The organism is Oceanobacillus oncorhynchi (assembly GCF_000821065.1).
Classification (GTDB): Bacteria; Bacillota; Bacilli; order Bacillales; family Amphibacillaceae; genus Oceanobacillus; species Oceanobacillus oncorhynchi.
Window position 1 is genome coordinate 1,039,852 of sequence record NZ_CDGG01000001.1, and the last position, 15,531, is coordinate 1,055,382.

Annotated in this window: 12 protein-coding genes and 1 pseudogene; 10 read left to right on the plus strand and 3 right to left on the minus strand. The window is 35.8% G+C overall.

What is annotated here, in order from left to right:
* Positions 1-134 precede the first annotated feature (134 nt).
* Positions 135-281 (minus strand): hypothetical protein, encoded by a 147-nt coding sequence (locus tag BN997_RS23090; protein WP_175297005.1) that lies wholly within the window; start codon positions 279-281, stop codon positions 135-137.
* A gap of 342 nt (positions 282-623) precedes the next feature.
* On the opposite strand from BN997_RS23090, the gene BN997_RS04625 reads away from it, so the two are divergent.
* The 6 genes from BN997_RS04625 (at position 624) to BN997_RS04650 (ending at position 8,015) form a co-directional block, all read left to right on the plus strand.
* Positions 624-1,376, plus strand: coding sequence for an SDR family oxidoreductase (locus tag BN997_RS04625; protein ID WP_042530094.1), 753 nt, complete (start codon positions 624-626; stop codon positions 1,374-1,376).
* Positions 1,377-1,695: 319 nt separating this feature from the next.
* Complete coding sequence (locus tag BN997_RS04630) at positions 1,696-2,679, plus strand: LacI family DNA-binding transcriptional regulator (protein ID WP_042530096.1); 984 nt, start codon at positions 1,696-1,698, stop codon at positions 2,677-2,679.
* Positions 2,680-2,888: 209 nt separating this feature from the next.
* On the plus strand, positions 2,889-4,190 hold the full coding sequence (locus BN997_RS04635) for an ABC transporter substrate-binding protein (RefSeq protein WP_042530099.1): 1,302 nt from the start codon (positions 2,889-2,891) through the stop codon (positions 4,188-4,190).
* A gap of 250 nt (positions 4,191-4,440) precedes the next feature.
* Positions 4,441-5,763 (plus strand): ABC transporter substrate-binding protein, encoded by a 1,323-nt coding sequence (locus BN997_RS04640; protein ID WP_042530101.1) that lies wholly within the window; start codon positions 4,441-4,443, stop codon positions 5,761-5,763.
* A 144-nt stretch (positions 5,764-5,907) separates the two neighbouring features.
* Entirely contained in the window at positions 5,908-7,179 is a 1,272-nt protein-coding gene (locus tag BN997_RS04645) for a carbohydrate ABC transporter permease (protein ID WP_042535775.1), read from the plus strand.
* Between the two features lie 14 nt (positions 7,180-7,193).
* The gene (locus BN997_RS04650; RefSeq protein ID WP_042530103.1) at positions 7,194-8,015 is read left to right on the plus strand and encodes a carbohydrate ABC transporter permease; all 822 of its coding nucleotides are present in this window, start codon (positions 7,194-7,196) and stop codon (positions 8,013-8,015) included.
* 86 nt (positions 8,016-8,101) lie between these two features.
* Here BN997_RS04650 and BN997_RS04655 read toward each other — a convergent pair whose 3' ends face one another.
* Together BN997_RS04655 and BN997_RS04660 are read right to left on the minus strand one after the other, a co-directional pair.
* Positions 8,102-9,088: a Gfo/Idh/MocA family protein gene (locus BN997_RS04655; protein ID WP_042530104.1), complete on the minus strand. Its 987-nt coding sequence runs from the start codon at positions 9,086-9,088 to the stop codon at positions 8,102-8,104.
* A 50-nt stretch (positions 9,089-9,138) separates the two neighbouring features.
* Positions 9,139-10,224, minus strand: a complete 1,086-nt coding sequence (locus BN997_RS04660; protein ID WP_042530106.1) for a Gfo/Idh/MocA family protein — start codon at positions 10,222-10,224, stop codon at positions 9,139-9,141.
* Positions 10,225-10,516: 292 nt separating this feature from the next.
* Here BN997_RS04660 and BN997_RS04665 point away from each other — a divergent pair, with 292 nt between their 5' ends.
* The 4 genes and pseudogenes from BN997_RS04665 (at position 10,517) to BN997_RS04675 (ending at position 15,462) form a co-directional block, all read left to right on the plus strand.
* Positions 10,517-11,329: an SDR family oxidoreductase gene (locus BN997_RS04665; RefSeq protein ID WP_042530108.1), complete on the plus strand. Its 813-nt coding sequence runs from the start codon at positions 10,517-10,519 to the stop codon at positions 11,327-11,329.
* Positions 11,330-11,767: 438 nt separating this feature from the next.
* Positions 11,768-11,893, plus strand: a pseudogene (locus BN997_RS22440) (LacI family DNA-binding transcriptional regulator); the annotation flags it as partial.
* A 277-nt stretch (positions 11,894-12,170) separates the two neighbouring features.
* A complete protein-coding gene (locus BN997_RS04670) occupies positions 12,171-13,709 on the plus strand; it encodes a response regulator (RefSeq protein WP_175297006.1) in 1,539 nt (512 codons plus the stop codon).
* A 16-nt stretch (positions 13,710-13,725) separates the two neighbouring features.
* Positions 13,726-15,462, plus strand: coding sequence for a cache domain-containing sensor histidine kinase (locus tag BN997_RS04675; protein WP_226894996.1), 1,737 nt, complete (start codon positions 13,726-13,728; stop codon positions 15,460-15,462).
* Positions 15,463-15,531 lie beyond the last annotated feature (69 nt).

Consider the following 15,531-nt stretch of genomic DNA (forward strand, 5'->3'; position numbering starts at 1 on the left):
ATTTTGGTATGTTCTGACCGAACTGATAGCATGTTCAAAGGGTTGTTCGAAATATAAAATATAGAGTAATGAAAAATACTAATGATACTCTTGAAAATCAACCCAGGAAAGCCTAATTTTTATCGATGCACCTGTTATTCATCTTCAGAGATTTCTTGTACTTCCTCAGCCAATTTACTGGCAATCCAGCGTTTTGCCGTTTCTTCGTCGATTTCATATTCTTTGCCGGCACGTAGTAATTCTCCGTGGTAGGCTGTTTGTACGTTCATTTTTACTTTCATGGGGATGCTCCTTCTGATGGGTTGTTTTCTACTATGATATCATAGTAGAAAGTTAATTTGTTTGAATGTAGTTATGTACTTCAAATTTTACAGATGTGCAATGAGTCCATATATTTTGATATTACTTGATATCTCAAAAATACTGTTAAACTTAATTTTTGAGTTCTTAAATAATAGTAATTGAAAATCTAATCAAGAATCTCTACTGATAGCTTTCTTTCTATTCTTTGGATTGGAGTATTTCCCTTTATGTTCTTTTTTTGCAAAATGGAAGTATGGCGTAGAGTTCTATTCAAGAAAGAAAGTGCTAATAGCTCGATACTAAAATAAAGGAGAATAATTATGTCTCATAATTTAAACGGAAAAGTGGCATTGGTTACAGGAGCTTCAAGAGGACTTGGGAAACATATAAGTAAAACTTTAGCAGATGCAGGAGCTACAGTCATCGTGAACTATGCGAATAATTACAAAAATGCGCAAGATACGGTTGATTTTATTGAATCGGATGGAGGAAAAGCGATAGCCATTCAAGGTGATGTACGGGATGAAGAATCAGTAAAAAAACTGATAAAACAGGCTGAAGATGAAACACAAGGAAGTATTGATATATTGGTGAATAACGCTACTGGTCCACAGCCTGTAATATCAATCGAGAAACTAGCATGGCAAGATTATTTAGAGCAACTCGAATTTTTTGTGAAAGCGCCGTTATTATTAACAAAGGCTGTCCTGCCAGGGATGAAAGAAAAAAAGAATGGTCGAATTATAAATATCGGAAGTGAAGTAGTTCAGTTAGGTACTCCTAATCATTCAAACTATGTCATGGCCAAGGCTGCCCAGCTAGGGTTGACACGCTCTTGGGCAAATGAACTTGGTTCTTTTAGTATTACTGTTAATATGATTAACCCTGGGTTTATACCGGTTGAACGACATGAAGCAGAAGATACGAGTGAATATCGGAGTGGAGTTCCACTTGGCAGAATGGGAGTCCCTCAAGATATAGGAAATGCTGTTTTATTTCTTGCCTCAGACGCAGGGAATTTCATCACTGGTCAATCGTTATCTGTAAATGGAGGGAATACGTTAGGGATATAAGAGAGAAGCGAGCGGTTGCACAATCAATTATCTGATTGTGCAACCGCTTTTTGAATCTAAAAGAAATAATCAAAATTTGCATGATAAAGCTTTCTGTTTCATTAGAAAATATTAGGTGATACTCTCAAAAATTATTGCTGAGATGTAAATTCAAAAATCGACTCATCCTCATATAAAACAGTTTTCTATTGCTTTTATCGAATTATGTATTATGATAAAAATACAATGTAAAGGATTACATTTAGTTCGATTACTTTTTTAGAGAGGTGATGCAGCTTATAAAAAAGGTATATTTATATGTTGAAAAGGGGGGATTATATTGCCGACAATTCAGGATGTTGCCAAACATGCAGGGGTGTCCGTTGCTACTGTATCGCGAGTATTAAACAATCCTTCATCGGTTGCAGAATTAACACGCAAGAAAGTCGAACAATCAATTCGCGAATTGGATTATTCACCAAATATTTTAGGCCGGAATTTACGGAATGCGGAAAGTAAGATGTTATTAGTGTTATTACCTAAGATATCTAACCAATTTTATTTGAAAATTGTAGAAGGAATAGAAGAAAAAGCACTTGAGTATGGTTATAATATTCTGCTTTGTCAAACTCATTCTAAATTGGAAAGGGAAAAAGTATATTTTGATTTATTAAAAAATCAACTGGCTGTGGGCGCGATTACGATGGATCCAACAATTGACCGTCAAGTATTGGTTAATATGGCAAAAAGGTATCCATTTGTACAATGCAGCGAATATGTAAGTTCGAAAAATTTGCCTTATGTAACAATAGATAGTGAATTAGCAGCTTATCAGGTAACAAAATATTTATTAAAACAGGGGCATCAGCGAATAGGACTCATAAATGTCAGCGAGTCATTTCTATACGCGAGGGATAGAAAAAAAGGATATCTTCGAGCGTTAAAAGAATTTCATATTGAACCGGAAGAAGACTGGTTCTATTCTGCCAACGATGTGTCACTTGAATCGGGACAGCAGGTGATGCGTTCTATATTGAATAAGAAGAAGGATCTTACAGCAGTGTTTGCTGTTTCAGATATGTTAGCTATTGGAGCATTGAAAGAATTAAATACCAGAGGGATTGATGTCCCAAATGAGATGGCAGTAGTGGGATTTGATAAGATTGAATTTACCAGTATGACGTATCCTTCTTTAACTACCGTTGCACAGCCGATGTATAAAATGGGGGAGATATCGGTGGACATGCTGATAAAAAAAATACAGGGCGAAGAGGTAGAAGACATAATCTTAGAGCATGAGCTTATTATAAGAGAGTCAACCTGATTAGAGACGTACCTATTGTTACAACAGAGAGGGGTTTTATTTTATCTGACTCTTCCTATTACTAGCTAAGCACATGAACTAATAGCTGATTTAATTCAAAGTAAAGACTGAAAATTTAAAAAGAAACAATTGAACGGGTAGAACATTCTGCTATAATAAATGTAATCGATTTCATAGAGGGTCGACTAATAAAAAGAGGAGGATTTCTAATGCCGCAGATAAAGAAAATATTGCTGTTTGGAGTATTATATTTATTAGTTATTTTTATGGTTGCATGTAGTGGAGATAATGGTTCCGAGACAGACAGTAATGAAGGAAATGAAAGCGCTTCCGATGAACAGGTAACGATTGTCTATGCGACAGGTGTAGATACAACAGGTGCCACGGAAAGTCAAATTGAAGCATTTGAACAAGAATACCCGCATATTAACGTGGAGTATCGTGAAATGCCGGCCGATACAGGCCAGCAGCATGATCAATATGTAACGATGTTTGGTTCTCAGAGTTCGGAAGTGGATGTATATAATGGAGATATTATTTGGGCAGCGGAGTTTGCTCAAGCCAACTATGCCTTGGAGTTAGATCGTTTTATAGAAGCAGACAGCTTTAATTTAGATAATCACTTTGATGGTCCCATTCAAGCAGGTAATTACAATGGCAGACAGTGGGCATTGCCGATATATATGAATGCTTCCTTTCTTTATTACCGTACAGATATAACAGATACACCGCCTGCGACTTGGGATGAATTGATTGAGCAAGCGGAAGAAATGCAAGGAGAAGAAGGAACAGAATTTGGTTATTTAATGCAAGGCTCTCAGTATGAAGGGATGGTAACCAATTTTATTGAAATTATCGCTTCTTATGGGGGAAGCGTTATCGATGAAAATAATAATGTAGTCATTAATAGTCCTGAAACAATTAAAGGCTTAGAAAAATTTGCAGAAATTGCACAATCTGATTTTGTACCAGGGAATATCTTGAATTTTCAAGAGATTGAAACAGAAAATGCATGGATTGCAGGGGATGCTGTATTTGCCCGTAATTGGACATATATGCAGTCTTCATCCAATGACGAAGCACGTTCAGAAGTCGCAGGAAATGTAGACATTGCACCTATTCCTGCAGGTGATGAGGGAAGCACTTCAGCATTAGGCGGATGGATGGCAATGATTAATCGATATTCTGAACATCCAGAAGAATCCTGGGAATTAGTAAAGTTCCTGGCAAGTGAAGAAGGTCAAAAAAAAGGAGCACTAGAAGGCGCACGTGCCCCAACTGTAGAATCCCTGTATAATGATCCAGAGGTACAGGAAGCTGGACCATTATTTTCAAATCCAAGTTTCGTAGAAGGCTTAAGTGTGGCTGTGCCACGTCCGGTATCCCCGATTTATCCAGAGATATCTGAAATTATTCAAATTGAGGTTTCTCGAGTATTAACAGGAGAACAGACGGCTGAAGAAGCGGTAGAAAATATGGAAGCACAATTGGAAGCAGCTTTAGAAGAGTAATGATAGGCAAGGTGGATAAGTAGTGAAAGGTTGTTCATCTTGCTTTTTATTTACGTATATTTTTTATGAAAAAAGCGTCTGTTACATCTACTGATATCATTTAATTGAACTTTTTTATTTGAAAAATATAGTAGAAACAAGTAATAACTGAAAATTTTTAAAGAAACGATTGACTGGAAGGAACATTCTGCTATAATAAATGTAATCGATTTCAAAGAGGGGTCGATTAACAAAAAGAGGAGGGTCTGTAATGCCACAGGTAAAGAAATTGTTATTGTTTGGAGTATTATTTTTATTAGTTGCTTTTATGGCTGCGTGTGGTGGAGATGGCGGTTCAGGGACAGATGATTCGGAAGCAGAAAGTAATGGAGAATATGAAAGCGCTTCCGAAGACGGTGAGCAAGTAACGATTGTTTATGCTACAGGTGTTGATACGACTGGTAAAGTAGAAGCACAAATTGAAGAATTTGAGGAATTAAATCCAAATATTAAAGTTGATTATCGTGAAATGCCTTCAGATACAGGTCAGCAGCATGATCAATATGTAACCATGTTTAGTTCACAAAGCTCCGAGATTGACGTGTTTAACGGTGATAGCATTTGGCCGGCTGAATTTGCCCAAGCAAACTATGCATTAGAATTAGACCGTTTTATTGAAGCAGACGGCATTGATTTAGAAGAGCACTTTGATGGACCGATTCAAGCAGGTAATTTTAATGGCAGACAATGGGCGCTCCCATTATTTATTGATGCCTCCTTCCTCTATTATCGTACAGATGTAACGGAAGAACCGCCAACTACATGGGATGAATTAATCGAACAAGCTGGTGAGTTGCAAGGTGAAGGTGATACAGAGTTTGGCTATCTATTACAAGCATCTCAATATGAAGGTTTGGTGACAAACTTTGTTGAAATCATTGCTTCTTATGGCGGTGAAGTTATTAATGAAGATAATGAAGTAGTGGTAAATAGTCCGGAAACGATTAAAGGCTTAGAGAAATTAGCAGAAATAGTACAATCTGATTTTGTACCAGGTAATATCTTGAATTTCCAAGAGATCGAAACAGAAAATGCTTGGATTGCAGGAGACGCTGTATTTGCCCGTAACTGGCCATATATGCAATCTTCTTCCAATGATGAAGAGCGTTCTGAAGTTGTAGATAACGTACAAATCGCTCCATTACCTGCCGGTGATGAAGGAAGTGCTTCGGCATTAGGCGGCTGGACAGCAATGATTAATCGTTATACAGAGCACCCAGAAGAGTCTTGGGAATTAGTAAAATATTTAGCTGGTGAACAAGGTCAAAAAACAGGAGCAATTGTAGGAAATCACGCTCCAACTATCGAAGCGCTTTATGATGATCCAGAAGTACAAGAAGCTGCCCCTTTATTCCAAAATCCAGAATTTGTTGAGGGGCTTAGTGCAGCTGTTCCACGACCAGTATCACCGATTTACCCTGAAATTTCCGATATCATTCAAATTCAGGTTTCACAAGTGCTGACTGGTGATCAAACAGCTGAACAAGCTGCAGAGAACATGCAGACACAAATCGAAAATGCTATGGAAGAATAAAGCTTTCTAAAGAGGTGAGCAAGATGAGCGCTTTGAATTTCATCTTGCTCTTTCTATTAAGTACATCAAAATGTGTGCTTAACGGAAAGGGAGGGGAAAAATGTGAAGAAATTTCATTTGAATGAAAAGCGGCTAGGTTATTTGATGATACTTCCATCTATCATACTTGTCGTATTAATTACATTGTGGCCAGTTGCTCAGTCCTTTTATAATAGTTTATTTGATTATCGCTTAAATGATCCGACGAGGTCGGAGCGGATGTTAAGTGCCAATATGGATTTGGAACGCTATGTGGATAATTACTTTTATATCGACAGTCAGCTTAGCAATTTAGAAGGCAGTGCTGATGGTGATGATATAGCAACTATTCAGCAGGCTAGAGAAACAATTGAAGGTTTCCATAGTGAATTGGCATCAGATAGTGAAATCAATGCTAAAATGGAACAAATTGATGAGATGTTGATGAATTTCCAGCCGATTTCCGACAGCGATTTGAAATATGCGAAACTGGACAATGATTTTGCAGAAGATTATCGAACTGCTTTGAATTCTATTTCAGAAGAATTGCAGGTGATGGCTGGAGAAGCAGACAATGAGGATTTAGCACAGAATTATGAGCAAACAAGCTCCTTAATTGAGGCTACCAGCACAAATATTTTGGAATCTAATTTTATTGGCTTCTCTAATTATGCTAAATATCTTCAAGATGGCCGAATGTGGAAATCATTAAGTAATACGATGATATTTACGATTGCTTCTGTTGCTTTTGAACTTGTATTAGGTTTGGCTGTTGCCTTATTAATTAACCGTACCTTTAGCGGCCGTGGTATTGTACGTGCCTCCGTGCTGATTCCTTGGGCAATCCCGACTGCAGTAGGTGCGATGATGTGGGGCTTCTTATTAGATGGTCAAACGGGTGTTATAGCGCATTATTTTAATGAATGGAACCTGATACCCAATTCATCTTGGCTGCTGTCTACCTCGTCTGGCGGGATGTTCTCGATAATTTTTGCCGATGTGTGGAAAACGACACCTTACATGGCATTATTGCTCTTAGCTGGACTGCAGACCATACCGAATTCCTTATATGAAGCAAGTGATGTAGATGGAGCCAACAAATTTCAACAGTTCTTTAAGATAACACTGCCATTGTTGAAATCTTCTATTTTAGTTGCTTTATTATTTAGAACACTTGATGCCTTCCGGGTATTCGATCTTATCTATGTACTAACTGGCGGGGGACCAGCGAATGCTACCGAATCTATTTCGATATACGCATACATAACCTTGTTCTCGCAACAGAACTTTGGAGAAGGTTCCGTATTATCGGTTATTGTATTTTTAGCTGTAGCATTGATTAGCTTTATTTATGTACGCTTAATTGGTTCAGATCTATTCGCAGGACGTACGAAATAGGAAGGAGAAATAATATGAATAAACGTGCAGGTATAGGTTTCTATATATTTCTAATCATATTTGTATTTTTAGTGATGTTTCCGTTTATTTGGGTGTTCTTAACGTCGATAAAGCCTGTAGGAGAAATATTTACATCATTTAAATGGTTTACAACAAATCCTACGACCGAATCCTATGAAGCTGCGGTAACGAATCGCCCGCTTTTGCGATATATGTTAAATAGTTTTGTCGTTTCAACGGTAACAACAATTTTGGCGGTAGGTTGTGCTGCCTTTGCATCTTACGCAGTAACTAGATTACCGATAAAAGGGAAAGGTTTATTCCTGGGAGTTATTTTAGCTGCTTCCATGTTTCCACAAGTAGCAGTTATTTCGCCAATCTTCAATATCGTAACAGAGTTAGGCTTACGTAATAGTTATACGGGATTGGTTATTCCTTACATGACAATCAGTTTACCATTATCAATTTGGATTCTGTCTACCTTTTTTCAAAAGATTCCATTTGAATTGGAGGAATCTGCTAAACTTGATGGAGCCAGTCCATTTCAAACATTCCGTAAAATTATTTTACCGCTGGCGACACCAGGTATTTTTACGACTGCTATTCTGGTATTCATTGCGGCGTGGAATGAGTATTTATTTGCTCTAACAATTAATAGTGATGATGTATGGAGAACGGTACCAGTTGGAATTTCCATGTACCAAAGTGAATATTCTGTTCCTTGGGGAGATATCAGTGCAGCAACGGTTATTGTAACCATTCCAATTGTTATTTTAGTATTGATTTTCCAAAGACGAATTGTTTCAGGCTTAACATCAGGGTCTGTGAAAGAATAGAAATAAACATAGTTAGAGCGGATAACTTGAGGGTTATCCGCTCTAACTATGTGATAGAAATTCATCTCAGTAATTGTGGTTATGAGTCATGAAGGATTTATCCAGCATCCTTCTTTGTTTGATTTCATTGCTATTTCGTTAACTAAGGTTAGATTAATAACATCAGACTTATTTATAGACGGGGCAGTTCCATTTATAATTGCGGATGCCCATTGTTCCATAGGCATAGGCAATGCTTCTGGCGGGTTATCCGGTGTGGACCACTCCCCATTTCCAAATGTCTGGCGGATTTTGTTGTCTTCGATTAGTATCGTGCCTTCTGTTCCGTAGAGCTCTAATTGAAACGGACTGCCTTTGGATAGGAAACCAGTCTCGAGAATCCCCATCGCACCAGATTCATATTCTACTAAGACGACAGCGTTGTCATCTGCTCCAAGGTTGTTTGTATGATTCATATGGGAAACCAGTTTTTTTACATTACCAGCCAGCCGGTTAGTCAAATAGATGGGGTGGGCACCTAAATCAATTAATGCGCCGCCTCCAGATTGCTCTTTTTCAAAAAAACGCTTCGGTAACCAGCCCTCGCTTTCTCCCGGCCCTACAACCGCCCCATCATGAGCAGTACGGCATCGAATAGTAGTAAGTCTTCCAATCCAGTTATTATCTATTACCTTTTGCGCATATAAATAATAATCTTCTGTTAATCTTGGAAGTGAAACCATTAATTTAACGCCATATTGGTCTATCGTATTATAAATTTCCTCACAATCTTTCACTGTAAAAGCTAAAATTTTTTCAGTGAAAATATGTTTTTTATTTTTTGCAGCTGAGATAATTACTTCTTTATGCAAATTTGTTGGGGTAGTGACAACTACTCCTTCAATTGATGGATTTGTTAAAACCTTTTGAAGATCCGATTCAAAAGGGATTCCTAATTCCTCTGCCCACTTTTCTCCTCTGTCCGCATTTTCATCCCACACGAGTTTAATAGATAAATTATCATTAGCTTGAATTTCTCGGGCGTAGTCATCCGCATGTACATGCCACCTGCTTAACAATGCAATATTAACCAATTCAATTTCCCCCTAAATATATATTCTACAAAACTCATTTTTTAACTTTACTATTGATTAAAATAAACGGCTTTCCCCGTTCGTGCCGATTCGTATATTGCTTCCAATATTTGCGTGACAACAAGTGCTTCACTTGGCTTCACGACTGGTTCGGTATCATTGATAATACTTTCAATCCAATTTCTTGCTTCTAAATCAGGATCACTTTCAGAGTTACCGTCGTAAAATGCCACTCCTCCTGATTCCAATTCAATTTCCTGAGTATATAATTTACCAAAGTCTTCACCATTAATTCGTAATCCATTTTTCATATCTGCACCACTTTTCGTGCCGCTGAGAGAGCATTTTGCTTCATCCACGTCTAAGGAATTCAATGCCCAGCTAGATTCCAGAACAATTGTTGCGCCATTTTCCATCGTTATAAAACCAAATGCAGAATCTTCTACTGTAAAGGCCTCTGGATCCCAAGGTCCCCAGGCATTTGCTGCATTTTCATTTTTCCCTAATTTATGATAGACCGTTCCCATAACCGATTTGGGTTTATAGTTATTCATCATCCATAATGTTAAGTCAAGCGCATGTGTACCAATATCAATTAATGGTCCGCCTCCTTGCTTTTCTTCGTCGAGAAACACTCCCCATGTAGGTACTGCCCTTCTTCTTATAGCGTGTGCTTTTGCATAATATATTTCTCCCAAATCTCCTCGCTCACAAAGCTTATGCAGATGCTGGCTGTCGGGTCTAAATCGGTTATTATACCCAATCGTTAATTTTTTGCCTGTGCGTTCAGCTGCTTCTACCATCTTTTTAGCTTCTTCTGTTGTCTTGGCCATTGGTTTCTCACACATGACATGTTTTCCAGATTCCAACGCAGCCACTGTGATTTCCATATGCGCATTGTTTGGGGTACAGACATGAACAACATCAATGGATGTGTCTTGTAATAATTCTTTAAAGTCCACATATGTCTTCGCATCTTTCGTTCCATATTCCTTTGCAGCTTTTTCTGCCCTTTCACGTACAATATCGCAAAACGCTGTCATTTCTACTTGCTCCAATTTGCTAAGGCTTGGCAAATGTTTTCCATTTGCAATTCCCCCGCAGCCAATAATTGCTATTTTAAGCTTTTCCCCCATAGTATCTCCTCCTTTGAAAACGATTACATTTATATAAGTTTAAATTTAATTTAAAGGATTGTCAATCTTGAATCATTTATCAAATCATGTCTCATTCCAAATTTTAAAGAAATCAGGCAGAATGGCATCAAGTCATTGTTTTTAACAAAATAAAGATTTCAAAAAGCGAATGCTTTTTACTTATTTCCTTATACTTTATGCTAAAATAGAATAATAGAAAACGTTTTCAAAATTAAGTGAAGTTATAAAAATTCAAGTCACTTATAAGCTGTATTTTAGAAAGGAGAAAATCATGAGCGAATTAACGAGGAAACAGTATCCATTAAAAGGAAGAAAAATCTTGATTACAGGAGTCAGCAGACGAGCCGGAATAGGATATGCTATAGCCAGAAAAGCAGCTGCCCTTGGAGCTTCTATTATTATTCACCATTATCAAGCACACGATCGAGAGCAAGATTGGGGAGCTGATGACTTAGATGCTGTGATAGAGGGAGTGAAAGCAGAGCTTGTAGAAGACGCAACATTTCATGAGTTCAAAGGCAACTTTATGGATGCTTCTGCTCCTGAAGAGTTGTTCAAAAAAATAAAAAAACATTGTGGACATGTAGACGGTTTAGTTTGTAATCATGCCTTGAGTGGTTCCGATGGACCTTTAGAAGAACTAACGGCAGAGATGATTGACAAACACTATATTATAAATACACGCTCTTCGCTGCTGCTTGCCCAATTATTTATGAAACAGCATTCATCCGAAAAAAATATTGGGAAGATTATTTTTATGACTTCCGGACAGCAGCAAGGCCCGATGCCCGGAGAAGTGGCTTATGCTACTGCAAAAGGCGGATTAGCAGAAATCGTCCTTACGTTAGCTGATGAATTAGCTGATAAAAATATTACAATTAATACAGTGAATCCTGGTCCAGTAGACACAGGTTATTTAATAGAAAGTAAATGGAAAGAGGTAAGAAGTAAATTCCCATTTAATCGTTTTGGGGAACCTAGTGATACGGCTAATCTCATAAGCTGGCTGTTAACTGACGAAGCGTCCTGGATTACAGGGCAGGTGATAAATTCAGAAGGCGGATTTGCACGATGGAGGACTTAAAGAGGGGGGAGTGTTGTTTGATTTATTTAATTGGTTTTAGATTTGATAATGAATATCTACTTAATTCCTATATTTAATGTATCTTTAAGCGTACAGTATAATTAGATTTAATTTATTAAAAATACCAAGTCACTCTATAAATGTGATTTGGTATTTTGGGTGTCATTTTGAAAATGACAGAAATGAAAATTAGTCCATATCAAAGTTAAAATAAACTTTAATGGTAAGCTAAAAACACTTAAATGAGCAATTTCTTATATTATTGCTTATTGCTTTATTTATTTGCAACGACTATGCGGTGGTAGGTAAGAATTTGTAAGGCTGCAATATTCCAGGAATAATTCAGGTGTTAATTATACAATGAGTGAAAATGGCAGGATAATAAGATATAATATCTAATAAGAATAGAAGATGACCAGAGCTGAAAGGATAGAAATTATGGCCACAATTCGAGATATTTCTGAAAAAGCAGGAGTTGCAAAGAGCACCGTGTCCAGATATTTAAATGATGGATATGTCAGTGAAGCAACAAGAAAAAAGATTGAACAGACAATTAAGGATAGTTCTTCTCGATTGTTAAATAATTTTAATTTAGTTTGAAACAAAGTGTGATTTAAAAAATAAAGCAGCCATTATAAGAACTCTTTTCCGGTAGTTAATTGTGATACTATTAACTTTATCGGAAACGGGTTCTTTTTCATTTATTTTATGCATTATTTATCCTATTTAAGTTATACATCAGTCAAATGATAGTAAATTATGAAGTTTTCTCAAAAGATAATTTAGAATAAACATAGTTCATATCTTTAAATGAATGTTATATTTTAATAAAGGAGGTCGGATGATGTATCGTATTCTAATTGTAGATGATGAAAAAGATGAAAGAAACGTCATTCGTTTTTTATTAAAAAAATTTGATTTCGAGTTAGAAATCGTAGAAGCGGCTAATGGGAAAGAAGCTTTTGAAGAATTAGTGAGAAGCCCTGCTGATATTTTACTTACTGATGTGCAAATGCCTTTTGTAAACGGTATAGAATTAGCAACGAAAGTAAGGGAGCGCTATGATGATATAGAAATTATATTTTTTAGCGGTCATGATGATTTTAATTTTGTTAAGAAAGCCCTAACGCTAAGAGCTGATAATTATATATTAAAGCCTGTTAAACCAGAAGAATTTAATCAAACAATGACAGAAGTAATGAGGAATATTAAAAAACGTAAAGAGGAGCAAGAAAAAAGAGAAGTAAATCAATTATTTATAAAACAGCATATTCTATATCGTTTATTAAATCAAACACCGATAGATATATTGAAAAATGAATACCCTTTCTTAAATTTTGATTTTTTAAATGACTATAATCGAATGATTCTTGTCCATTCTGATACTGCTTTTTTGGATAGTTTGTTTGAGGAAGAAAATGAATATTTTTATGAAGTGATTAAGAGAGCCACATTAGATAGTAAATATGACGTAATTAATCTAAATCCTTTTCAAATCGTCTTACTATTTAAAGATAATTTAAGGAGACCATTTACATATAAGGAAGCTGCTAAGCAAATACAACAAAAAATCCAAGAAACATATGGCATCAATTGTGTTCTCTCTGTAAGTAATCATATGAAGAATCCAGTCCAAATAGCTCAAACGTATAATGAGTTAGAAGGTTACTTAAAAGATCGCTTTTTTTATTCAGATGTCTTTATCTATCCAATTGATACACCATTAACAGATAGTAAAGAGTACAAAGAAGATGAATATTTATTAGAAGAAATCGAAAGAGCACTTCAACAGGGGGATACAGTAGAATTAGAGCAAAAGATAAGTCTAATTATTCAAAAGTACGATAAAAGAACGAATACTGCACAAGGTTATCTTCGCTTCTTGTTCGCCCGGCTGCTGCAGTTATTTTTTCAGACAATGCCGGAATACAGTAAAGACAGCATGAATAGATACATTGAATTAATCTACTCTTATAAACATTTCTCTGACATCAAGCAGACTTTACTGGAAGTACAAAGGAAAGTAATAAAAGGATTAGAAGAAGAGAAGAATTCACCGAAGCATGTCATTGAAATAGTGAAACAATATATTATAGAGAATATAGAAAAAGACCTGGGTTTAGACATGTTAGCGGAAAAAGTATATTTAACGCCTGGTTATTTAAGTGATAAGTTCAAACAGGATACTGGGGTAGGAATTAATAAATATATTAAACAGGTAAGGATGAATAAAGCAGAAGAATTGCTTAGTAATACCAATATGAAAGTGAATACTATAAGTAAAGTGATTGGTTATAAAAACGATTCCTATTTTATTAGAATTTTTAGAGAGCATTTAGGTGTCAGTCCCCAAAAATACCGGGAGATGAAAAGAAGGTAGAGGTGAAGTGAATGAGATGAATCTTTTTAAACAAGGCTTTATTAATTTAAAATTCCGCAAGAAAATATTACTGATTTGTATTGTTGCCAGCTGCTTACCTATTATGACGTTAGGAAGTATGTGGTATTACCAAATACAAGATTCATTAGTTACCCGTGAAAATGAAAATCTTTCTGAAGCATTAAACCAGTCCATTCTAAATATAGATTATAAAATCGATAATTATTTGAACATAGTTAATCAAATTGTATGGAATGAAGAAATAAAAAATGGATTAACTGCAGAGTATGATAGCAACTATGAAATGTATAAGTTTTATAATGATACATTGGCTCCTACATTGGCTACCCCGCCAACTTTACAGACGGATATTGATTCTATTACTGTTTATACCGATAATCAAATGAACCCTTATGATCAATTACTGAGACCGCTGGCAGACATTAATCAAAATAGCTGGTTTAACAGTACTAAGGATTCGAATCGGCCAACTCTGGTAGCTTCATCGGAGGATGAAATATTTAAGCTGATTTATCCAATATTTGATGAACGCAGAATGTATAATAATATTCTTCAAATGGAAATAAATTATCAACAATTTTTTGACTCAATGTCCAGTTTATTTGAAGAGGATTATGGTGTCGCAATTTTGGACAGTGACGGAAATCCTGTTTATTCATATGAAACATTTTCTGATAGAAGTCTGGAAGGTAAATTTTCATTATTAGAGTCAGCAGAAGGTGTTGATAACATTGAATCTGATTTTGTCATTCAACAAGCTGAATTACCTTCTTATAGTTGGACTGTTTATTTATATCGGCCGACTGATATTATTTCAGCTGCTACGCTTCCGATGAGAGTAACGGTTGTATTGGTTATCTTATTAAGTATTTTAATTATGGTATTATCTATTTATTTATTGGCAAAAGTAGTGGTTAGACCACTAGAAAAACTATCGGAAAATATGCGAAAGATAGAAGAAGGAGATTTGACAGTCTCCGTTTTTAACAGCGGTACGGATGAAATTGGAAGCTTAATCAAACAATTTGGAGATATGGTCAATAAATTAAATAATATGATCAATCAGGTATATAAAAGTAAAATTGCCCAGCAAGAATATGAAATGAAAGCTTTACAGGCGCAAATCAATCCGCATTTTTTCTACAATAGCCTTTCATTGATTAATAGTAAAGCTATTATGGCAGAACAAGAAGAAATCAGCCAGATGACTCAACACCTGTCCAGCTTTTATCGAACTACTTTAAATAAAGGGAGAAGTATTATAGAAGTAGAGAAAGAACTTGAAAATGTGATTTCTTATATAAATATTCAACAATTAATGCATTCCAATTCATTTGATGTACATTATGAACTGGATAAATCAACTTATCACTATACCATGTTAAATTTACTTTTACAGCCATTAGTGGAGAATGCTATTAATCATGGAATCGACCATAAAGAAAGTTCTGAGCGTGGGAAATTGATGATCAAATTAAAAAGAATAGAAAATACATTAGAATTTTCTGTGACTGATAATGGAGCAGGAATAGAACCAACGAAGCTACAGTCCATCTTAACTACCAAGACGGAAGGATATGGTGTTAGAAATGTCCATAATAGAGTGCAATTATTTTATGGTTCTTCTTACGGTTTAAAGTATGAAAGTGAAATGGATTACTATACGAAAGTAACTTTGGTTATCCCAATTGTTCATGGAGAGACACAATTGTCTCACCATGTAGATGAATAGGAGAAAAACTCCACAAAATAGTTGTGGGGTTTTTTTAATTCAAGCATGAAAATAATAAAATATTCCGGA

What these genes read in the sequence shown, in the direction of transcription:
- BN997_RS04625 (WP_042530094.1), top strand. Translation starts at nt 624, where the DNA reads ATGTCTCATAATTTAAACGGAAAAGTGGCATTGGTTACAGGAGCTTCA.
- BN997_RS04670 (WP_175297006.1), top strand. Translation starts at nt 12,171, where the DNA reads ATGATGTATCGTATTCTAATTGTAGATGATGAAAAAGATGAAAGAAAC.
- BN997_RS04635 (WP_042530099.1), top strand. Translation starts at nt 2,889, where the DNA reads ATGCCGCAGATAAAGAAAATATTGCTGTTTGGAGTATTATATTTATTA.
- BN997_RS04640 (WP_042530101.1), top strand. Translation starts at nt 4,441, where the DNA reads ATGCCACAGGTAAAGAAATTGTTATTGTTTGGAGTATTATTTTTATTA.
- BN997_RS23090 (WP_175297005.1), bottom strand. Translation starts at nt 281, where the DNA reads ATGAAAGTAAAAATGAACGTACAAACAGCCTACCACGGAGAATTACTA.
- BN997_RS04675 (WP_226894996.1), top strand. Translation starts at nt 13,726, where the DNA reads ATGAATCTTTTTAAACAAGGCTTTATTAATTTAAAATTCCGCAAGAAA.
- BN997_RS04660 (WP_042530106.1), bottom strand. Translation starts at nt 10,224, where the DNA reads ATGGGGGAAAAGCTTAAAATAGCAATTATTGGCTGCGGGGGAATTGCA.
- BN997_RS04645 (WP_042535775.1), top strand. Translation starts at nt 5,908, where the DNA reads ATGATACTTCCATCTATCATACTTGTCGTATTAATTACATTGTGGCCA.
- BN997_RS04665 (WP_042530108.1), top strand. Translation starts at nt 10,517, where the DNA reads ATGAGCGAATTAACGAGGAAACAGTATCCATTAAAAGGAAGAAAAATC.
- BN997_RS04650 (WP_042530103.1), top strand. Translation starts at nt 7,194, where the DNA reads ATGAATAAACGTGCAGGTATAGGTTTCTATATATTTCTAATCATATTT.